Here is a 20,754-nt window from a genome sequence, read left to right as displayed (position 1 = left end):
AGGCTGAATCAAAGAAAGGGGAGGCATGGCTTCCACGGACGACGGGCATGGACAGGGTGCCTGGCGCAGGACGACGCAGGCGAACGCCGGCAAGCCCAAGCGCCTGCTCGGCGACAGCCGCGACCTCTTCCGCCCCGCCACCGGCGACATCCCCACCGATCCGGGCGTCTACAAGTGGCGCGACGGCGACGGACGTGTGATCTACGTCGGTAAGGCCAAGAACCTGCGCAACCGCCTCACCTTCTACTTCCAGCCCCTGCGCGAGCTCCATCCGCGCACGCAGAACATGGTGCTCACGGCCCGCAGCCTCGAATGGACCGTGGTCGCCACCGAGCTCGAGGCTCTCACCCTCGAATACACGTGGATCAAGGAGTTCGACCCGCGCTTCAATGTCGTCTTCCGCGACGACAAGACCTACCCCTACCTGGCCGTCTCCCTGGGCGAGGAATATCCGAGGGTGTGGGTGACCCGCAACCGCAAACGCCGTGACACCCGGTATTTCGGCCCGTACGTCAAGGCGTGGGATCTGCGCCACAGCCTCGACAAGCTGCTCAAGGCGTTCCCAGTGCGCACCTGCACGAAAACCGTCTTCAACCGCGCGCATCTGACCAACCGTCCCTGTTTGCTGGCGTCCATCGGCAAATGCTCGGCACCCTGCGTCGGCAGGATCGGCGCCAAGGAGCACCGCCGCATGTGCGAGCGGCTGGTCGGCGTGCTCACCGGCCGCTACGGCACCTCGTTCATCGCCGGGCTGACGCACGAGATGAAGCAGGCTAGCAACGACATGGAATTCGAGAAGGCGGCGCGTCTGCGCGACCAGATCTCGATGCTCAAGACCATGTCCGAGCAGAACGCCGTCGTCTTCGATTCGGATGTGGACGCCGATGTGTTCGGCATGGAGTCCGACGAGCTGGAAGCCTCCATCCATGCGTTCTTCGTGCGCTCCGGCTCCATCCGAGGCGAACGCAACTGGAGCGTGAAACGCGTCGAGGACATCGACGACGCGGACCTCATCGCCGACCTCATCACCCAGGTCTATGCCGACATGATGGGGGAGACGGAAAGCCAGGCCAACATCCCGTTGAACCTGCCCAGCAACGGCGAGGAACTGCTGGAACACCACGCCGGAACGTCCGACGACAGGCAAGGGCATGCCGATGGTTCCGACGACGACACCCGGCATCCGAAACATGATGGAACCGGCGATTCCGCGACTGGTGTCGATGGCACCGAGGGGAACGCCAGCCAGGCAACGACGGACACGGGCCTCGACATCGAGGAACGGCGCGACGCCCTGGGCGCCACGCAAAGCATCACCGCCACCGACAGCCTCTCGCGCGCCCAGGCGACGCGCATCCGCCGCGAACGCCAGATGCGGACCGGACGCAGCGACCTGCTGGCCCCCATCTCGCCGGTGCCGCGCGAGGTCCTCGTCCCGATCGAGCCGGCGCGCCGCGGCGAGCTGGAACGGTGGCTCGGCGGCCTGCGCGGCTCGGCGGTCACCATCCGCGTGCCCAGCCGTGGCGAGAAGAAGGCTCTCATGGACCGTGCCAACACCAACGCCAAGCAGGCGCTGCAGCGCAGCAAGATGAGCCGCATCAGCGACATCGGCGCGCGCACGCAGGCGATGAACGACGTCGCCAAGGCGCTGGGACTGCCCGATTCGCCGCTGCGCATCGAAGGCTACGACATCTCCAACACCATCGGTGGCATCTACCAGGTCGCCTCCATGGTCGTCTTCGAGGACGCGATCGCCAAGAAGTCGGAATACCGGCGCTTCGCCATCCGTGGCGACGACGGCAAGGGCGCGCTCGACGACCTGAGCGCCATGTATGAGACGCTCACCCGCCGTTTCCGACACGGCAACATCGCCGGCGATACCGGCGAGAGCATCGACAACGAGAAGCGCATCGAACAGGCCCGACGGCAAGAGCAAGCGCAAGCCGTGGCGCCATCGGACCAGCCGTCTCCAGCCGCTCCTGCGAGCCCGGACGACGCCAATTCCGTAGTTGCCAGCCTCACCAACGCCGACGCCGTGGTCCAGCAGGACACGCATCCGCGCCACTTCGCCTACAAGCCGAACCTCATCGTCGTCGACGGCGGCAAGCCCCAGGTCGAGATCGCCAGGAAGGCGCTCGACGACTGCGGCGTGCACGACGTGGCCGTCTGCGGTCTGGCGAAGCGTCTGGAGGAGGTCTGGATACCGGGGGAGGACTATCCGCTCATCCTCAAGCGCCAGTCCGAGGGCATGTACCTGCTGCAGCGCGTGCGCGACGAATCCCACCGCTTCGCCATCACCTACCACCGCAAGTCGAGGCGCAAGGGGCTGCTGCGTTCCGCGCTCGACGGCATCCCGGGGGTCGGCGAGACCTACCAGAAGAAGCTGCTGCGTGCCTTCGGATCGGTGAAGAAGATGCGCCAGGCCAGCATGGAGGATCTCGAGCGGGTCAACGGCATCGGCGAGGCCAAGGCGAAGGCCATCTATGAGGCCTTGCACGCCCAGGACTCCGATGGTAAGGCAGCAACGAGCGACGATTCCACCAAGGATGTTTCGTAGTCCCTTGAACGTTCACAGACCGGTATCGTCGACAGCCATACCGATACGGGAACCGACATCGCCGGCGACACAGCCGATTCACGGGCTGGTAGCGGCAACGTAACCGATCGCCGTGGGTTGCAGGACGTGCGCGGACGCGAGATGGGACACGCCCCGGTTGCCGGCGAAGGTATAGTCTGGCAACGAACCATGGTTGCCCATGCCAGAGGCCCGGGATGGGATCCCATCGCCATCGAACGGCAGCCGTCGAACCTGGACTCCACACCGCGGGCCTGGGGCAGGATTTTCTAAGGAGCATCGCATGAACAGTGCCGCCCACCAATGCGCCGTATTGGGCAAGCCGATCTCGCACTCGCTCTCGCCCACGCTGCACAATGCCGCGTACCGGTACCTGCGCATGCCCGACTGGCGGTATTCTCGTGCCGAGGTCGGCAAGGACGACCTGCATGGCTTCCTGGAGTCGCTCGACAACACCTGGGCCGGCCTGAGCCTCACCATGCCCCTCAAGCGCACCGTCATCCCGTACGGCACCACCTGCGACACCTGGTCGAAAAGACTTCAGGTGGCCAACACGGCCATCTTCGACCGGTCGGATTCCCACGACGGCACGATGCCCACCATCAGGCTCTACAACACCGACGTCAACGGCATCGTCAACGCGTTCGACCATTCGTTCGGTCAACGCCAGCACATCGCGACGCCCGATGACGGTCCTCGGCAGCCCGACGGAACGGGCATATCGAAACAGGCTAACTCAGGGAAGGCCAACGCCACCAACGCTTCGAGCGCGACCGACGCAAACTCCCGCAAAGGCTTCAGGGCGGTCATCATGGGCAACGGCAACACCGCGCTGTCCGCCCTCGCCGCCTGCACCGAAATGAAAGGTCCTGGGCTGGGAGGCCTCGCCTCGGTGACCGTGTGCGCCCGCAACCCGGCGCACGGCGAGGCGCTGCGCCGTCTGGCCGGCCACTATGAGGGGCGCTTCGATTTCGCGATCGAGCCGCTTCCGGAGGCCTGGCGCTTCCTGATGGATGCGGACGTGGCGATCAACACCATTCCCGGCCTCGGCGCCGATCCGACGGCGGAAGCCCTGGATACGGCGCTGCGCCACGGCGACGGGAACACGATCACCGGAACGTTGCTCGACGTCGTCTACGATCCACGTCCGACCAAGCTTATGAAGACCTGGCGGGCCTTCGGAGGCGCCACGATAGGCGGCGAGGAGATGCTGCTCTACCAGGCGATCGACCAGGTGCTGCTGATGACCGGCATCGGCCTGCGCCCTCAGCCGCAAGAAGCGGGCAACCCCAACGACGCCAGCACCGAGGGGAGTAGTATGGCATCGATACCAACAACAGGCACGCCCCGCTCGCTTCCGGGCCTTGAGCGTGCCATGAGGGCGGCCCTGCGGGAGGCATTGTGAGTGCAGACGAAAATGGCGCCGAGACGGGGGAAGTGGCGCCGAAAGGCCTGAACCCGCGGGATCCTCGGGAGGCCCGTCCCAAGCCGGGCAACGAGTTCGAGGTGCTGCTCATCACCGGCATGAGCGGCGCCGGCCGGTCCCACGCCGCCGATTGCGTGGAGGACATGGGCTGGTACGTCGTCGACAACCTCCCTCCCAAACTGCTGATCCCGCTGGTCGACATGATGACCTCCTCGGGCTCGAAGGTCCACCGCCTCGCCGCCGTCATCGACGTCCGCTCGCGCACCTATTTCGACGACCTCTCCGCGGTGCTCAGCCACCTGGACGACCTCGGCGTGCGCACGCGCATCCTCTTCCTCGACGCCAACGACCGCGAGCTGGTGCTGCGCTACGAGTCGGTCCGTCGCCCGCACCCGCTCCAGCACGGCAACCGCATCATCGACGGCATCCGCGAGGAGCGCGAGCTGCTCGCCAACCTCAAGGCCCGCGCCGACACGGTGATCGACACCTCGTCGCTGAGCATCCACCAGCTCTCCACGAAGCTCTACGAGGCGATGCTGGGCGCCGGCCCCTCCACGGTCTCCGTGCACATCTTCAGCTTCGGCTTCAAGTACGGCCTGCCGCTCGACGCCGACTTCATCGCCGACGTCCGCTTCCTGCCCAACCCGTACTGGGTGCCACAGCTGCGCGAGCTCAACGGCACCGACCAGGCGGTTAGCGACTACGTGCTGGGCAGCGACGGCGCCCAGGAGTTCCTCGACGCCTACGAACGTGTGATCCGCATCGCGTTGCGCGGCTATGCCCAGGAAGACAAGCATTATGTTACGATTGCCGTTGGCTGCACGGGCGGGCAACACCGCTCGGTGGCGATCAGCGAGGCCCTGGCGCGACGCCTGAGGGCCCACGGCCTTTCGGTCACGGTCGCCGCCAGGGAGCTCGGGCACCACAAGCGGCATTGACCTGAAATTCCAGGATTTTGCTTAAAATAGTTAATTGTCATCGAACTGTTGCATCTTGTCCAAGTCGTTCGATAAGACAGAGAGCCGTAGACTTGAAATGGTATCTGCCGACAGTTGATTCGACTTTAGGAAGAACGGGAAGTAGGAGGTTGGGCTTTGGCTCTTCTCAACGACGTCAAAAGCGAGCTGGCAAGTTTTAACTCTGACCTTCCTGCCGCCAAGATGGCGCAGGCGGCGACGATGATGAGGTTCGGCGGTGGCCTTCGTCCCGTCAACCACAAGGCCGTCATCCACGGCCAGTTCGATTCCCTTGAGGCCGTCGAATGGCTGCGAAGCACGATCGACCATTATTTCCAGCGCGAGGCCAAGGTCAGCAAGGTCACCCGTCAGACGCCCAACGGCATCATCCAGCGCTACGACCTGCTCGTGGAGCACGGCGCCACGGCCCTGGCGCTGCAGACCGGCCTGCTCGACCGTCGCATGCGCCTGGTCCCCGGCCTGCCCGCCGAGGTGATCGGCGGCAACATCGCCCAGGTCAAGGCCGCCTGGCGCGGCGCCTTCCTCGCCCGCGGCGTCATCTCCGACCCGGGCAAGGCCAGCTATCTGGAGATCATCTGCCCGACCCACGAGACCGCGATCGCCCTGCAGGGCGCCGCACGTCGCCTTGGCATCACCGCCCAGGCCCGCAAGGTCCGCAGCTCCGAGCGCATCACCCTGCGCGACGCCGACGCCATCGAGCGCATGCTCAACCTCATGGGCGCCCCGCGCTCGGCCCGCGAATGGACCGGCAAGCGCTCCGACGGCGAGGCCCGCGGCAAGGCCAACCGCCTGGCCAACTTCGACGACGCGAACATGCGCCGCAGCGCCAAGGCCGCCGCCGAGGCCACGCAGAAGGTGCATCACGCCTTCGAGATCCTGGGCGACGACATCCCGCCGAACCTCAAGGCCGCCGGCGATCTGCGCCTCAAGCACACCGACGCCAGCCTCGAGGAGCTTGGCCGCCTGGCTGACCCTCCCATCACCAAGGACGCCATCGCCGGCCGCATCCGCAGGCTGCTCCAGCTGGCCACCAAGACCGAGAAGGCACGCAAGGCGGCCGAAGAGGCCAAGGGCTGAGCCGCAGTCCGGTCGATGGCCCGTTAACGGTTCGTTTCGATGCGACCGAATGGTCTGAGCCAGTTCGGTCAGTAATCAAACGCTTGGCCAAGTGTTCTTGTTAACGCTCACAATGATGCCCGGGAAACATCCCCGAAAAAGGGAGTTCCTGGGCATCATTCGTATTTCGACGCTGTAGAATGAAAGTGTTAGCACCATATCCAATGCCGGTTCCATACCGCGGCTGCGACACGCGCCCGGGGAACGGCGAAGCGAAAGGAATTGCATGAAGACACTGGCAGATCTTGGAGATCTCAAGGGTAAGAAGGTCCTGGTCCGTGCGGATTTCAACGTGCCGCTGAAGGGAACCACCATCACCGATGACGGCCGTATCCGCGCCGCGCTGCCCACCATCAAGCAGCTGCGCGCCGACGGCGCCAAGGTCATCCTCATGGCCCATCTCGGCCGCCCGAAGGGCAAGGCCGTCCCGGAGCTCTCGCTGGCGCCGGTCGCCAAGCGCCTGGGCGAGCTGCTCGGCGTCGACGTGACCCTCGCCTCCGACACCTATGGCGAGGACGCGCAGGCCAAGGTCGCCGCGATGCAGGACGGCGACGTCGTCCTGCTGCAGAACGTGCGCTACAACCCCGAGGAGACCAGCAAGGACGACGCCGAGCGCGCCGCCTATGCCAAGAAGATCGCCGCCCTGGGCGACGTGTTCGTCTCCGACGGCTTCGGCGTGGTCCACCGCGCGCAGGGCTCCGACTACGACGTGGCCGCCGACCTGCCCAGCGCGGCCGGCAAGCTCATCGAGAAGGAGGTCAAGGCCCTCTCGCACGCCACCGAGAACCCGGCCCGTCCGTTCACCGTCGTGCTCGGCGGCTCGAAGGTCTCCGACAAGCTCGGCGTCATCAAGAACCTGATCGAGAAGGCCGACCGCCTGCTCATCGGCGGCGGCATGGCCTACACCTTCCTGAAGGCCGAGGGCTACGAGGTCGGCACCTCGCTGCTCGAAAGCGACCAGATCGACGCGGTCCGCGGCTACATGGACCAGGCGAAGAAGAACGGCGTGGAGCTCGTGCTGCCCGTCGACATCGTGGTCAACAAGGACTTCCCCGACGGCACCGCCGCGGTCAACCCGCAGGTCGTCGACGCCGACAAGATCCCCGCCGACATGATGGGCCTCGATATCGGCCCGAAGACCCGCCAGCTCTTCCATGACAAGATCGTCGATTCCAAGACCGTGGTGTGGAACGGCCCGACCGGCGTCTTCGAGGTCGAGCAGTTCCAGGCCGGCACGAAGGCCGTCGCCCAGGCCATGGTCGACGCCACGGCCAACGGCGCCTTCACCATCGTCGGCGGCGGCGACTCCGCCTCCGCGGTGCGCAACCTCGGCTTCCCGGAGGACGGTTTCTCGCACATCTCCACCGGCGGCGGCGCCTCCCTCGAGTTCCTCGAGGGCAAGACCCTGCCCGGCCTCAAGGTGCTCGAGTAGCAGCATGACCTAGACACCGGCAAGCGTGCCCAGCCGTGTGGCGCAGGTACGCTATACTGGTGGCAGGAATGTTTGCGGACATGCCGTCTGGTATGTCCGCATTTGTTTTGCGACGGTCCGCGGGCCAGGCCACAGGGTGGCGTGACGCGCGGACCGGCCACGGCTCGAAGGCCGATATCGGGAAGGTGAGCAATGTCGTCAGCGCGTATTCCATTGGTGGCGGGCAACTGGAAGATGAACTTCGACCATCTCGAAGCCACGTATTTCGTGCAGAAGCTCGCCTGGCTGCTGCGCGACGCCCATTTCGACTACAAGCAGGTGGAAGTGGCGCTGATGCCGACCTTCACCTCCATCCGCAGCGTGCAGGTGCTCGTCGAGGCCGACAAGCTCAGGATCAACTATGGCGCCCAGTCCGTCTCGGTGACCAACCAGGGCGCGTTCACCGGCGACGTCTCCGCCGACATGCTCGCCCACCTGGGCTGCACATACGTCATCGTCGGCCATTCGGAGCGCCGCAAGTACCATCCCGAGGACGACGCCAACATCGTCGACCAGGTGCGCGCCGTGCTCACCGCCGGCATGCAGCCGATCCTGTGCGTCGGCGAGAGCATGGAGGAGCGGCGCAAGGGCATCCAGCTCGACTTCGCGGTCGGCCAGGTGCACGATGTCACCCGCGATCTCTCCGACGAGGAGGCCGAGAAGCTCATCATCGCCTACGAACCCGTCTGGGCCATCGGCACCGGCCTGGTGGCAACGCCGGACACCGCGCAGGAGGCGGCCAACGCCGTGCGCAGCGACCTCAGGCAGACGTTCGGCGCCAAGGTCGCCGACAAGGTGCGCATCCTCTACGGCGGCTCGGTGAGCTCCAAGAACGCGGTGGAGCTGATCGGCCAGCCCGACGTCGACGGGTTCCTCATCGGGGGAGCCTCGCTCAAGGTCGACGAGCTCGCCAAGATCTGCCGGCTCACCCTCAAGACCGTCACCTCGCGCCGCTGAGCGGTTCCGGGCAGTTCCGGGCGGCTCCGTGCAATGCAGACATCGCCGTCCCGGCAATGCGACAGCGCGTAACTATCCACGGCGAACGGGCTGGACGTTCTCGGCCCCTCACGCTAGACTAATCGAAGTACGTGTTCAAACGGAGGTACAACTGTGTCAACCATGGCCATTGTCAAGCTGGTTCTGCAAATCATTCTGGTGATCTTCAGCGTGCTTCTGACGTTGCTCATCCTCATGCACAAGGGCAAGGGCGGCGGCCTCTCCGACATGTTCGGCGGCGGGCTGACGCAGAACGCCGGCACCTCGGGCGTCGCGGAGAAGAACCTGAACCGCTGGACGGTCATCATCGCATTGCTCTGGGTCGCCATCATCATCGCCCTGGGCCTGATGACAAAGTTCAACCTCATCAAGTAGCCGCCACATACCAAAGCTTTCGATGCGTTCCATGGTTGTTCATGGAACGCATTTTTCATGCCTTCACCCGCCTGGTCACCATGCTATTGGCAACCATCTTTCGCTCCCCGCGCGGCGCGGCCCGGCCCGGCGATGACCGCTTGCCGCTATGATGGCCTGTGTGATAAACGACGAACGCGATATCAGCCTCAACGAGGGTGGCAGGCTGCTGGTGGTGGATCTCGACCTGACGGCGCTCATCGGCGAGGACTATGACGACCGGTGGCTGTCGCGACGCTGCAAGGATGCCTTCGCCGCGGCCCGCCAGGCCGGCAATATGGTGATGGTCTCCACCGCGAGGCCTCCCATGACCGCCTTCGACCTGGCCCGGCGTCTCGGCGCCTCGGCATGCGCCTACCACAACGGCGGCGTGGTCGACCTGGATTGCGCGCATTCGTCGATCGACGAGCTGGCCGACAACCGCAACGGCACCAATGCCAGCATCCTCCGTTTCGGCATACCGGTCGAACGCTGCGTGGCCGAGTGCCGGCGGCTGCTTGCAGCCATTCCGAAGCTCAGGCTGGGCATCGAGCTCGACGACACCCGCTATGTCAACTTCGACTTACACGAGATCTGGCCCAAGCAGGGCTATACGCGCACCGATTTCAGCGACATGACCGCCGGCATCGCCGACAAGGTGATGGCCTTCCCCACGGAGTCGCAGAAGGAGCGGCTGCGCTCGTTGGTGCCCGACGACCTGTCGCTGCTGGTCTCCGAGGATGTGCTCTGGCTGCTGATGAACCCGAAGGCCACCAAACTCAACGCGATGCGCGAGGCATGCCGGCATTTCGGCATCCCGATGGCCAGTACCATCGCCTTCGGCGATGACCTGATCGACATGGAGATGCTGGAGCATGCGGGGCATGGCGTGGCCGTCGCCAACGCCAGGCCTGAGATCAGGGCCGTGGCCGACGAGGTCTGCCCGTCCTGCCACGACGATGGCGTGGCCCAATGGATCGAACACCATCTGTGAGCCGCCACTTGCCGAATAACGTTACGAATGTCTGTCTTGAGGAGAAGGGGAATGCATATGGTCGCGCTGCCTGAGGCGTATACGGTCGTCAAGGGGGAGGGGCTGCCCGTCATCGTGGCCCACGGCATGGGCGTCGACCACCGGTCGCTGATGATGCTCGACGACGCGTTCGCACCGGGTACGAAGCGGATCTACCTCGACCTGCCCGGCTACGGGCGCACGCCCGCGCTGCCCGAGCCCGGCGGCCTGCCGGAACTGGCACAATGGTTCTTCGAGACCGTCAACGCATTGGTAGGGGAAGGCGAACGGTTCGCGCTGCTCGGCAATTCCATGGGCGGGGCGCTGGTGCGCGACACCCTGTCGCGCGAGCCCGGTCGAGTGGCCGGCATGGCGCTGATCGCCCCGGTGGTCGATCCGGTGATGTCGCACCGCAATCTCGCCAAGCACGTCGTGGCCGACCCGAATCCGCAGCTCACCGGGAGTCTGCCGCAGGACAAGGTCATCGATTTCGTCACCATGGGCGTCAACCAGTCCTTCGACGCCTGGCGACGCTACCAGCGCTACATCCTCCCCGGTACGAAGCTCTGCGACCGCGAGGCCAACGCCCGGCTCGGCAAGCGCTACTGGCTCGACGGCGTCCCCGAGGAACGCCTGGGCACCTACGACGGCCCCACCCTCATCGTCACCGCCCAGCAGGACCAGATCGTCGGCCACGAGGACCAGAAGACCCTGCTGAAGCACTATCCGAACGCCGTCTACCAGACCATCGATCCCTCGGGCCACAACATCCACGTCGACAACCCCGAAGCCGTAAAACCCCTCGTGGCCGCCTGGTCCCAAAAGCTGGTGCGCTAACCCAACCACTCAACCTCATGGATTGTTGGCGCAGGCGAAGCCGTCCGCCAACCTAAATGTGTCGGCACAGGCGAAGCCGTCTGCCGACACATCCGCTGGCAGTAAGAGCTCCTTTGGCATAAGTATTGCCCTCATATATGTGTTGTTCGAGCGTAGGCTTGGCCGAACGGCCTTGAGTGTCTCGAACAACACATATATGAGGGCAATACGACTACCCTTTAAAGGGAATCAGCCATTGACCCTGTCGATTCCCGCCTGCGTGTCGGCGAGCACCGAATCCCAGGAGGCGATGAACTTGGAGACGCCGTCGGCCTCGAGCTTGTCGGTGACGTCCTTGATGTCGATGCCGAGTCCGGCGAGCTGGTCCATGATGGCCTGGCTCTCCTCGTAGGTGCCTTCGACGCTGGGCCTGCCGTCGCCATGGTCGGCCAGCGCGTTCAGGGTCTTCTCGGGCATGGTGTTGACCACGTCGGGGCAGACGAGCTCGTCGACGTACTTGCAGTCGGAGTAGGCGGCGTTCTTGGTGCCGGTGGAGGCCCAGAGCGGACGCTGCTTCTTGGCGCCCTTGGCCTCGAGCGCGGCCCAGCGCGGGTCGGAGGCGAACTTCTCGACGAAGAGCTTATAGGCGAGTCGGGCGTTGGCCACGGCGGCCTTGCCCTCGAGCGCCTTGGCCTCGCTCGAGCCGTTCTCCTCGAGCAGCTTGTCGACCGCGGTGTCGACGCGGGAGACGAAGAAGGAGGCGACGGAGCCGATACGCGTGATGTCGTGGCCGTTCTTCTCGGCCTGGGCGATGCCCTCGATGAAGGCGTCCATGACCTTGGCGTAGCGCTCGAGCGAGAAGATGAGCGTGACGTTGACGGAGATGCCCTTGGCCAGCGTGGCGGTGATGGCCGGAAGGCCTTCGAGCGTGGCGGGGATCTTGATCATCGCGTTGGGGCGGTCGACCTTGCTCCACAGCAGCTCGGCCTGCTTCTCGGTGTTCTCGGTGTCGTGGGCCAGGCGGGGGTCGACCTCGATGGAGACGCGTCCGTCGACGTAGTCGCTCTTCTCAGCGATCTCGCGGAAGATGTCGGCGGCGTTGCGCACGTCGGTGGTGGTCAGCTCGCGCACGGCGTCGTCGACGTCGATGGGGCCGAGTTCCTTGAGCTGCGCGTCGTAGGGGCCGACCTGCGCCAGCGCCTTCTGGAAGATGGAGGGGTTGGTGGTCACGCCCACCACGTTCTTCGTGGCGATGAGATCCTGCAGGTTGCCGGACTCGATGCGGGTGCGGTCCAGGTCGTCCAGCCAGATGGACACGCCGGAATCGGTGGTGCGCTGTGTTGCTTCAGTCATTCTGTCTTTCTCCTTGTTCAGAAAAATCTTGGTTGGCATCGTGCCGGCATGGCCCGTGCGCGTGCGGATCGCATCCACGCACGGGCCATGCCGAACGGAACCGGCTCAGTCGCGGGCCGCGGCGATGGACGCTTCGGCGGCCTCGACCACATGCTCGGCGGTGATGCCGAGGTCGATCAGGTTCTGGGCGCCGTCGCCCTGCATGCCGAAGCGCTCGATGGAGACGTAACGGCCATATTCGCCGAGGTACTTGTACCAGGGCATGGCCACGCCGGCCTCCACGGAGACGCGGGCCTTGACGTTGCGGGGGAGCACGGAGGCTTTGTAGTCCTCGTCCTGCCGCTCGAACCATTCCATCGAGGGCACGGAGACCACGCGGGCCTTGATGCCCTTGCCGGCCAGCGTCTTGGCGGCCTCGACGGCCCACTGGACCTCGGAGCCGGAAGCCATGAGGATCACGTCGGGCTCGCCGTCGGTGTCGACGAGGATGTAGGCGCCGCGGCGCACGCCGTCGCGGGCCTTCTCGGCGATCTCGGGGAGCGTGGGCACTCCCTGGCGGGTCAGGATGATCGCGGTGGGCAGCGTGTCCTTCTTCTCGAAGAAGTGGCGGTAGGCCTCGGCGGTCTCGATCTCGTCGGCGGGGCGCACGACCTCCATGTCGGGCATGGCGCGGAAGGAGGCCAGGTGCTCGATCGGCTGGTGGGTGGGGCCGTCCTCGCCGAGGGCCACGGAATCGTGGGTCCACACGTAGAGGTTCGGGATCCTCATCAGCGCGGCGAGGCGCACGGCCGGACGCTCGTAGTCGGAGAACTGGAAGAACGTGCCGCCATAGGGGCGGGTGTCGCTGCCCAGCAGGATGCCGTTGGTGATGGCGCCCATGGCGAACTCGCGCACGCCGAAGTGCAGCTGGCGGCCGTATTCGCTGGTCTCGGGCCAGGTGCGGGTCGCGTCGGCGGCGGGGCCGAAGGACTTGGCGCCGTCGAGGTTGGTCTTGTTGGAGCCGGCGAGGTCGGCGGAGCCGCCCCAGAGTTCCGGCATGACCTTGGCGATGGCGTTGAGGACCTGCCCGGAGGACTTGCGGGTGGCGTTCTTGTCGCCCACCTTGAAGCTCTTCTCGAGCTCGTCGATGGCCTCGTCGAAGCCTTCGGGCAGCTTGTGCTCGCGGATGCGGTCGTAGAGCTTGGACTGCTCGGGGTTGGCCTTGCGCCAGGCGGCCAGCTGCTCGTCCCATTCCTCGTGCGCCTTGCGGCCGCGCTCGGCGACCTCGCGGGCGTGGGCCAGCGCCTCCTCGTCGATCTGGAAGCTCTGCTCGGGGTCGAAGCCGACGGCCTTCTTCAGGCCGGCCAGCGCCTCGGGGCCGAGCTTGGAGCCGTGGGCCGCCTCGTCGTTGGTCTTGCCCGGCGTCGGCCAGGCGATCAGGGTGTCGATCTTGATGAACTTCGGGCGGTCGGTGACCTGCTCGGCCTTGTCGAGCGCCGCCGCCAGCGCCGCGGTGTCCTCCTTGTAGGAGCCGTCGGGCTGGATGAAGCTGACCTCGTCGGTGTACCAGCCGTAGGCCTGGTAGCGCTTGACGATGTCCTCGGAGAAGGTGAGCTTGGTGTCGCCCTCGATCTGGATGTGGTTGGCGTCGAAGATCACGGTGAGGTTGCCCAGGCCCTGGTTGCCCGCCAAGGAGCTGGCCTCGGAGGAGACGCCTTCCTCGACGTCGCCTTCGCCGCAGATGACCCAGACCTTGTGGTCGAAGGGCGAGGTGCCGGCGGGGGCGTCGGGGTCGAGCAGGCCGCGCTCGAAGCGCTGGCCGTAGGCGAAGCCGACCGCGGAGGCGAGGCCCTGGCCGAGCGGGCCGGTGGTCATCTCCAGGCCGGGGGTCAGGCCGACCTCGGGGTGGCCCGGAGTACGCGTGTCGGCGCCGCCACGGAAGTACTTGAGGTCATCGAGGGTCAGGTCATAGCCCGAGAAGAAGAGCTGGACATACTGCGTCAGCGAAGCGTGCCCGCCAGAAAGGATGAAACGGTCGCGTCCGGCCCAATGCGGGTCGCTGGGATCGTGCTTGATGTAGTGCTGATAAAGCGTGTAGGCGATCGGTGCCAAGGAAATGGGGGAGCCCGGGTGGCCATTGCCAGCCTTCTCAACAGCGTCAGCTGAGAGAACCTTCGCCATCTTGACGGCGCGCTCGTCCAAATCCGACCATGTGAAATCGGTCATAGGTTCTTACTTTCCTTCCAACATATTGGGGCTTGGAAACCCGACTTATGACGGTCCCAAAAATCCCAAACATTGCCCTCTAATCCTAGCTTTTGTAGCCGACGGAGGGCGGAATTCCGCGCGAATCGAAACGACTTTTCGCCCGTTAGCGCTAACGGGGGCCGCCCGCACGGAGGCGTCCGCGAAATCCTCTGAGAGGGAACGGGTTAGCACTCACGCCATCGGAGTGCTAATACAAGAGTATAATAGGACAATCAAGCCTGGGTGGTCCATCGCGGAAAGGAATCGCATGAAGCAATCACGTCGTATGCTCGTCCTGCGTGCGGTGGTCGAGGACTACATCCGCTCGCAGGAACCCGTCGGCTCCTCGGCGCTGACCCGCAACCACGACCTCGGCGTCAGCTCGGCGACGATCCGCGCCGACATGGCGGCCCTGGAGGACGACGGCTACCTCATCCAGCCGCACACCTCGGCCGGGCGCATCCCCACCGAGCGCGGCTACCGCTATTTCGTCGACCGTCTGGCCACCGTCGTGCGCCTGACCGAGGGCCAGCGTCGCGCCATCACCACGTTCCTCTCGGGTTCGGTGAGCCTGCAGGACGCCCTGCAGCGCTCCGCACGCCTGCTGGCCAACATCACCGGCCAGGTCGCCGTGGTCTCCGCGCCGGCCCTGTCGAAGTCGAAGCTGCGCCGCATCGAGATCGTGCCGTTGACCGCCACGGTGCTGCTGGCGGTGGTCATCACCGATTCCGGTTCGGTGGCCCAGCACACGCTCTCCTCCCGTTCGATGCTCGATTCCAAGACCCTTGCGGACTTCTCGGAGCTCATCAACCGCCAATGCCTCGACTTGCCGCTCTCGCAGGCGGCCGGGCGCATCCGCTCCATCGTCAAGTCGCGCGACGACGGCGACGTACGGATGCTCGGCGAGGCGCTGGCCCGCACGCTCGAGGGCATGGCCAACGACGAGAACTCCAGCCAGATGTACATGGCCGGCACCTCGGGGCTGGCGCGTCACGAGTCCGTGGACAGCCTGCGGCCGCTTTTCGACGCGCTCGAGGAGCAGGTGGTGATCATGCGCCTGATGAGCGAGCTGAGCGAGGACAATCCCGAGGTGGGCGTGGCCATCGGCTCCGAGACGCACACCCCCGGCCTGATGAACGCCTCCGTGGTCTCCAGCGGCTACGGGCACAGCGTCCCGGCCGACGCCGAGGTCGAGGACGCGGACACCAGCGAGGAGGCCGCCGAGCAGGCGCACGACGCCCCGGTGGCCTTCGTCGGTTCCATCGGCCCTACCCATATGGACTACGCGGCCACGATCACGGCCGTGCGCGCGGTGGCACGCTATCTCACCGAGCTCATCTCCTACGACGAGGCGAAACCGGACTGACCGGCCCCGATGGGACAATGATTCGCGGAAACCTACTGATACAAAGGATATTCAGTGACAGACTATTATGAGGTGCTTGGCGTCGACCGTTCGGCGAGCGACGACCAGATCAAGAAGGCCTACCGGAAGATGAGCCGCAAGTACCATCCCGATATCGCCGGACCGGAATACGAGGACAAGTTCAAGGAGGTCAACAACGCCTACGAGGTGCTGAGCGACCCCGACAAGAAGCGCATGTACGATTCCGGCGTCGACCCCAATGACCCGAACGCCTCCGCCGGCTACTCGTCGGCCGGATTCGGCGACATGGGCGACATCTTCGGCCAGTTCTTCAGCAACGCCTTCGGCGGCGGCGGGCAGGGGCCCACGCCCCGCACGCAGCCCGGGCGCGACTCCCTGGCCAGCGCGGCCATCGACCTGAAGACGGCGGTCTTCGGCGGCACCGCGCATCTGACCATCAACACCTTCGGCCTGTGCCCGGAGTGCGGCGGCTCGGGCGCGGCCGGCAAGGAGAAGCCGGTGACCTGCCCGGACTGCCAGGGCAGGGGCATGCGACAGAAGGTCGTGCGCTCCATGCTCGGCCAGATGATGACCACGGTGCCGTGCGATCGCTGCGAGGGCCACGGCACCATCATCGAGCATCCCTGCCCGAAGTGCCAGGGCCACGGCCGCATCCGCACCACGCGCAAGGTGGGCGTGAGCGTGCCCGCCGGCATCAACGACAACACGCGCCTGCGCCTGGCCCACCAGGGCGAGGTCGGCGAGGGCGGCGGCGCGGCCGGCGACCTCTATGTCGACATCCGGCTCAAGTCCGACAAGCATTTCACCCGCGAGGGCGACGACCTGCACTGCTGGATCCAGATCCCCATGAGCTGGGCGGTGCTGGGCCACCAAATCGACATCGAGACCTTCGACGGCACCCAGAAGCTCGACGTGCCCGAAGGCTGCCAGCCCGAGCAGACCGTCTCGCTCAAGGGCCTCGGCGTCACCAGGATCAAGCGCCCGCAGGAGCGTGGCGACCTGGTCGCGCATTTCAGCGTGCGCATCCCCACCAAGCTCAGCGGCGACGAGCGCCGGCTCATCGAGCAATTCGGCGCCAGCCATGACGAGGGCAAGGCCCAGATCAGGCAAAGCTCCCGGCCGGCAAGCGAACGCAAGGGCTTCTTCAGCAAGCTGAAGGACGCGCTGGGCTGAGATCCGGCCGGATCATGGCCGCCCTGGCAGGCTAGACCGCCTAGCCCAGCAGCGAACGGCACATGGCGCGGTATTCGCTCACGTAGCCGCCGCCGAAGAACAAGCAGTGCCCGGCGATGGGGTAGAGCTGCCAGAGCGTGGTCCGCTCCCGGAAACCCTTCCTGAGCGGATGGGCGCTTTGGTAGCCGTCGAGGATCTCGTCGAGATAGGGCATGCCGAAGAGGCCGAGCATGGCCAGATCCTCCTCGCGGTGCCCGCCGTGGGCCGCCGGGTCGATGAGCACGGCACGCGGCTGCCCGGCGTCGGCGGACCACATCACGTTGCCGCTCCACAGGTCGCCGTGCACACGCGCGGGCCTGTCGTCGGCTGCCGGGCCGAGCAGGTCCGGCAGGGCGTCGATGACCTCTTTGGTCATGCGCAGGTCGGAGTCGTCGAGCTCGCCGCGTTCGATGCCCAATCGGACCATCGGCAGCAGCCGGCCCTGCGCGAGGTAGTCGGCCGGGTCGCTCCATGCGCCGGTCGGCATCGGCACCGGATCCTGCAGCGGTCCGAAATAGCAGGTGCCGTCGTAGCCGTCGGGCGCGCAGCCGAAGCAGCGTGCGCCCGAGTCGTGCATATGCGCCAGGGCGACGCCGAAATCGTGCGCAGCCTTGGGCGTGGGGGAGCAGGAATCGACCTGTTCGATGTCGAGCCAGCCGTCGCCGTATCCATAGACGTCGACGACCTTCGGACCGCCCTGTGCCTGGGCCCCGCCGAGCCATTGCAGCCCCTTGCCTTCGCATTCGAAGAATCCCTGGGGCGCGTGCGCCCTGCTTTTGCGATATGTCGCCATGCCGACCTCCATCGAGCGGAATAGGAACGTGCCGGACGCGCCGTCCAGATCGGGCGAACCGCACCGGACGGGTGCCATCCACCTCCAACTTACTCGGCACCGCCGGGTCGCGCCATGCCGTGTCGGGCGCGACAGGCAGGGTGCGGGTATGGTGCTAGAGAACCAGAAACGACAAAAGGAACCATGAATCTTCTGAAAGCCATCATCCTCGGCCTGGTGCAGGCCTTGAGCGCGTACGCACCGGTCTCCTCGGCCACCCATATCCGCGTCCTGGGCACGTTGTTGCTCGGAGGCGCCCCGTCGCCGACGTTCGTCGCGGCCGTCCAGCTGGGCTCGGTGCTGGCGGTGACCGTCCGCTTCCGGCGCGACATCGCCCGCATCTTCTCTCGCTGGCGTTCCTGCCTGCTCGGCGAGCATGGCACGGACTGGAAATCCCGCATGGGCCGTGGTGACCGGAACGCGACCTTCGGCTGGTACGTCATCATCGCCAACGTGCCGGTACTCGTCCTCGGCGTGCCGTTCGGCGGGATTGCGGGCAAGGCGCTGGACAATCTGTGGTTTCAAGTGGCGGCGCTGCTCGCGTTCGGCGTCCTGCTCTGGATCGTGGACGCGCGCGTCGGGCAGCTGAAGACCCTCAGGGAGATGACCTACAGGGACGCCCTGTTCCTCGCCCTCGGCCAGATGCTCGCGCTCATTCCCGGAGTCTCGCTTTCCGCCGGCGCGCTCACGCTGGGGCGGGCGAGGGGACTGACCCGCGAATCCGTCGTGCGCGCCTGGCTCATCATGGCCATTCCCGCCGGCCTGGCCTCCGTGCTGTATCAGCTGTATGGGGCGGTAACCGGCTCGGGCGGCATGACGGTGTTCCCGGGATTGCTGGCGACGTTGGTCGCTGGCCTGGTGAGCTTCGCGCTCGGCTATGTCGTCATCGTCGGCCTGCTGAGGTTCGTCTCGACATTCTCGCTCAAGGTCTTCGCCATCTACCGCATCGCCTTCGCGCTGGTGATCGTGTTCCTGCTGCTCTTCGGGGCGGTGCCTGCCGCCGCTTCGGCCATGTAGACACAGGTGGAGGCACGGTCGTTCGAATATGTTTCAGGGTCCCGGCCGTTTCGGTTCGGGACCCTGTTTGATAGGAGAGATACTGAAAGCCTGCAGTACGTGATATGGCCGAAGCCTCAGTCGTTCATATGCTCCAGGAACGCCTCGGCCTCGCGCGCGATCTGCTCGGACTGCGGCTCGTTGGACTGGCGAAGCCGTTCCATCTGCTCGTTGAGGTCGTACTGGTTCTCGAGCCTGGAGACGTAGGCGGCCAGGTCGTCGTTGCACGAGATGAGCACGGAGGCCTGGGCCTTCCATTGTCTGGCCTTGTCCGCCAGGTCGGCTTCGTTGAGCGTGACGCCGAGCAGGTCGGAAAGCTGGCGCAGGATCTGCAGCGTGCCCTGCGCGCATTCGTCGCCACCGAGGTATTTGGGCACGGAGACCCACATGGCGGTGGTGTCGAAGCCCTCCTCGTTGGCCACGGTGTCGATGACGGTGGGGATGCCGACCGGGCCGTCGTAGGGATTGCAGTCGCATGAGCCGCTCTTGCGCACACCGGCGCCACGGATGCTGTCCTCGCGACGGCGCAGGGCGGACTGTTCCACCGGCAGCGGACGGGTGTGCGGGCAGTCGGCGTACATCGAGCCCAGGGTGACGATCTCGTCGACGTCGAGCTCGTCGGCGATGTTGAGGCTGCGGCGGGTGTACTCCATCCAGCGGTAATTTGGTTCCGGGGCGATCTGGGCGAAGACGCGCAGGCCCGGCGCCACGGAGATCTCATAGAAACGGGTCTTCGGCCACACGATCTTCGCCGATCCGGTGACATGGCAGATCATGGGACGCGCCAGCTGGTAATCATAGAAGCCGTCGGAACGGATCTGGCGCACCTCGCGGTACTCATAGTGCGAGAGCAGGTGCCTTATCACGTTCGTGGCGGCCTGGCAGGCGTCGTTCCACCCCTCGAAAGCGCACACCATCACTGATTTGCCGTTGTCGGATTGCTCGGTCATGTGTTCCAATCTAGCCCGGCCGAACCGCGCCGTTTGGGCGCTTATGCCATCGGTGAAGCATTTCCACGGCGGGCGAACCCTGCACGTCGGTTTCGAGTGCCATATAGATATGGAGTTAGCGCGGTGTGGCAATACGTATTCACGACACGCAGGATTTGGCAAATCGGGCGAACTCATATATAGTTATCTCTCGTGCTTCGGTGGTGTTCGCATCACGGAGCGCACAGCAGTTATCTGCGGACATAGCTTAGTTGGTAAAGCGCGACCTTGCCAAGGTCGAGAGCGCGGGTCCGAGTCCCGTTGTCCGCTCTAGGTCCGAGGAGTTGTAACGACCTTACGGTGGGTTAGCCAATCGGTTAGGCAGCGGCCTGCAAAGCCGTATAGACGAGTTCGACTCTCGTACCCACCTCGGAAGAGGAAAGCGAAAGTTTTCCGAATCCAAGCAACCTGGGCGGTTGGCGCAGAGGCTAGCGCACTTCCCTGACACGGAAGGGGTCACAAGTTCGAATCTTGTATCGCCCACAAGGACCGGAGGAGACTCCGGTTTTTGTTTCACAATTCAATATCGGGTGATTAGCGCAGCGGTTAGCGCACTTCCCTCACACGGAAGGGGTCGCTGGTTCGATTCCAGCATCACCCACGGCCTTGGGATCCTGCGGGATCCCTTTTTTGTTGCAATGACGCCGTTTCCTTGATATGCCGCCGTTCCCTCGGAGTGTCGTTTTCGCCCGGAAAACCCGTTTTCCGGCCCGCGTTTGGTCAATCAATGCAAAAAACACTCCCTTTTAGATGAACCCCGGATGAACCCCGGAAAAGAACCTTGATGAACCTCGGAACTGGGGCTCAGAAGACCGGGTGACTCCACAGCGTCATGCCGGATTACCCTCACCAAGTCGCATGAGCAGCCTCGATATGACAAATGTCCATGCATTACGCAAGTGGACACGGTATGACAT

16 protein-coding genes and 4 tRNA genes are annotated in these 20,754 nt (G+C 65.2%); 16 read left to right on the top strand and 4 right to left on the bottom strand.

From position 1 onward, the window contains the following. Nucleotides 1–25 precede the first annotated feature (25 nt). The 9 genes from uvrC to PT282_RS04080 all read left to right on the top strand — a co-directional run bounded on the left by uvrC (nucleotide 26) and on the right by PT282_RS04080 (nucleotide 10,803). Nucleotides 26–2,557, top strand: a complete 2,532-nt coding sequence (uvrC, locus tag PT282_RS04120) for an excinuclease ABC subunit UvrC (RefSeq protein ID WP_277168291.1) — start codon at nucleotides 26–28, stop codon at nucleotides 2,555–2,557. 301 nt (nucleotides 2,558–2,858) lie between these two features. Next, nucleotides 2,859–3,980: a shikimate dehydrogenase gene (locus tag PT282_RS04115; RefSeq protein WP_277168290.1), complete on the top strand. Its 1,122-nt coding sequence runs from the start codon at nucleotides 2,859–2,861 to the stop codon at nucleotides 3,978–3,980. Nucleotides 3,981–4,012: 32 nt separating this feature from the next. After that, nucleotides 4,013–4,939 carry an RNase adapter RapZ gene (gene rapZ / locus PT282_RS04110; RefSeq protein ID WP_374114163.1) on the top strand — a complete coding sequence of 309 codons (927 nt, stop codon included), beginning with the start codon at nucleotides 4,013–4,015 and terminating at the stop codon, nucleotides 4,937–4,939. 156 nt (nucleotides 4,940–5,095) lie between these two features. Further along, nucleotides 5,096–6,055 carry a DNA-binding protein WhiA gene (gene whiA / locus PT282_RS04105; protein ID WP_277168289.1) on the top strand — a complete coding sequence of 320 codons (960 nt, stop codon included), beginning with the start codon at nucleotides 5,096–5,098 and terminating at the stop codon, nucleotides 6,053–6,055. Nucleotides 6,056–6,320: 265 nt separating this feature from the next. Beyond that, nucleotides 6,321–7,526 (top strand): phosphoglycerate kinase, encoded by a 1,206-nt coding sequence (gene pgk, locus PT282_RS04100; RefSeq protein WP_277168288.1) that lies wholly within the window; start codon nucleotides 6,321–6,323, stop codon nucleotides 7,524–7,526. Nucleotides 7,527–7,718: 192 nt separating this feature from the next. After that, nucleotides 7,719–8,522 (top strand): triose-phosphate isomerase, encoded by an 804-nt coding sequence (gene tpiA / locus PT282_RS04095; RefSeq protein WP_277168287.1) that lies wholly within the window; start codon nucleotides 7,719–7,721, stop codon nucleotides 8,520–8,522. Nucleotides 8,523–8,684: 162 nt separating this feature from the next. After that, nucleotides 8,685–8,936, top strand: a complete 252-nt coding sequence (secG, locus tag PT282_RS04090; protein WP_277168286.1) for a preprotein translocase subunit SecG — start codon at nucleotides 8,685–8,687, stop codon at nucleotides 8,934–8,936. Between the two features lie 160 nt (nucleotides 8,937–9,096). After that, nucleotides 9,097–9,948, top strand: coding sequence for an HAD hydrolase family protein (locus tag PT282_RS04085; protein ID WP_277168285.1), 852 nt, complete (start codon nucleotides 9,097–9,099; stop codon nucleotides 9,946–9,948). Nucleotides 9,949–10,005: 57 nt separating this feature from the next. Continuing rightward, the gene (locus PT282_RS04080) at nucleotides 10,006–10,803 is read left to right on the top strand and encodes an alpha/beta fold hydrolase (RefSeq protein ID WP_277168284.1); all 798 of its coding nucleotides are present in this window, start codon (nucleotides 10,006–10,008) and stop codon (nucleotides 10,801–10,803) included. Nucleotides 10,804–11,031: 228 nt separating this feature from the next. Here PT282_RS04080 and tal read toward each other — a convergent pair whose 3' ends face one another. Beyond that, a complete protein-coding gene (tal, locus tag PT282_RS04075) occupies nucleotides 11,032–12,135 on the bottom strand; it encodes a transaldolase (RefSeq protein ID WP_277168283.1) in 1,104 nt (367 codons plus the stop codon). 105 nt (nucleotides 12,136–12,240) lie between these two features. After that, the gene (gene tkt / locus PT282_RS04070) at nucleotides 12,241–14,340 is read right to left on the bottom strand and encodes a transketolase (RefSeq protein ID WP_277168282.1); all 2,100 of its coding nucleotides are present in this window, start codon (nucleotides 14,338–14,340) and stop codon (nucleotides 12,241–12,243) included. A gap of 289 nt (nucleotides 14,341–14,629) precedes the next feature. Between tkt and hrcA the strand changes: the two genes are divergently transcribed. Both hrcA and dnaJ read left to right on the top strand, forming a co-directional pair. After that, a complete protein-coding gene (hrcA, locus tag PT282_RS04065; RefSeq protein WP_277168281.1) occupies nucleotides 14,630–15,727 on the top strand; it encodes a heat-inducible transcriptional repressor HrcA in 1,098 nt (365 codons plus the stop codon). 54 nt (nucleotides 15,728–15,781) lie between these two features. Beyond that, complete coding sequence (gene dnaJ / locus PT282_RS04060; RefSeq protein WP_277168280.1) at nucleotides 15,782–16,921, top strand: molecular chaperone DnaJ; 1,140 nt, start codon at nucleotides 15,782–15,784, stop codon at nucleotides 16,919–16,921. A 40-nt stretch (nucleotides 16,922–16,961) separates the two neighbouring features. Here dnaJ and PT282_RS04055 read toward each other — a convergent pair whose 3' ends face one another. Continuing rightward, nucleotides 16,962–17,753 (bottom strand): fructosamine kinase family protein, encoded by a 792-nt coding sequence (locus PT282_RS04055; protein ID WP_277168279.1) that lies wholly within the window; start codon nucleotides 17,751–17,753, stop codon nucleotides 16,962–16,964. 183 nt (nucleotides 17,754–17,936) lie between these two features. Between PT282_RS04055 and PT282_RS04050 the strand changes: the two genes are divergently transcribed. Beyond that, a complete protein-coding gene (locus tag PT282_RS04050; RefSeq protein WP_277168278.1) occupies nucleotides 17,937–18,809 on the top strand; it encodes an undecaprenyl-diphosphate phosphatase in 873 nt (290 codons plus the stop codon). A 116-nt stretch (nucleotides 18,810–18,925) separates the two neighbouring features. Here the strand turns inward: PT282_RS04050 and PT282_RS04045 are convergent, their stop codons facing one another. Continuing rightward, nucleotides 18,926–19,798, bottom strand: a complete 873-nt coding sequence (locus tag PT282_RS04045) for a PAC2 family protein (RefSeq protein WP_277168277.1) — start codon at nucleotides 19,796–19,798, stop codon at nucleotides 18,926–18,928. Between the two features lie 236 nt (nucleotides 19,799–20,034). Here PT282_RS04045 and PT282_RS04040 point away from each other — a divergent pair. The 4 genes from PT282_RS04040 to PT282_RS04025 all read left to right on the top strand — a co-directional run bounded on the left by PT282_RS04040 (nucleotide 20,035) and on the right by PT282_RS04025 (nucleotide 20,438). Next, nucleotides 20,035–20,107: transfer RNA gene (locus tag PT282_RS04040), tRNA-Gly, on the top strand. Nucleotides 20,108–20,136: 29 nt separating this feature from the next. Beyond that, a tRNA-Cys gene (locus PT282_RS04035) sits at nucleotides 20,137–20,207 on the top strand. A gap of 40 nt (nucleotides 20,208–20,247) precedes the next feature. Further along, nucleotides 20,248–20,320, top strand: a tRNA-Val gene (locus PT282_RS04030). Nucleotides 20,321–20,365: 45 nt separating this feature from the next. Continuing rightward, a tRNA-Val gene (locus PT282_RS04025) sits at nucleotides 20,366–20,438 on the top strand. Nucleotides 20,439–20,754: the final 316 nt, after the last annotated feature.

Origin of the sequence: Bifidobacterium sp. ESL0763, from assembly GCF_029433395.1 — a bacterium.
GTDB lineage: Bacteria > Actinomycetota > Actinomycetes > Actinomycetales > Bifidobacteriaceae > Bifidobacterium.
The sequence above is the reverse complement of the archived record's forward strand: the minus strand, read 5'-3'. Positions and strand labels throughout refer to the sequence as shown.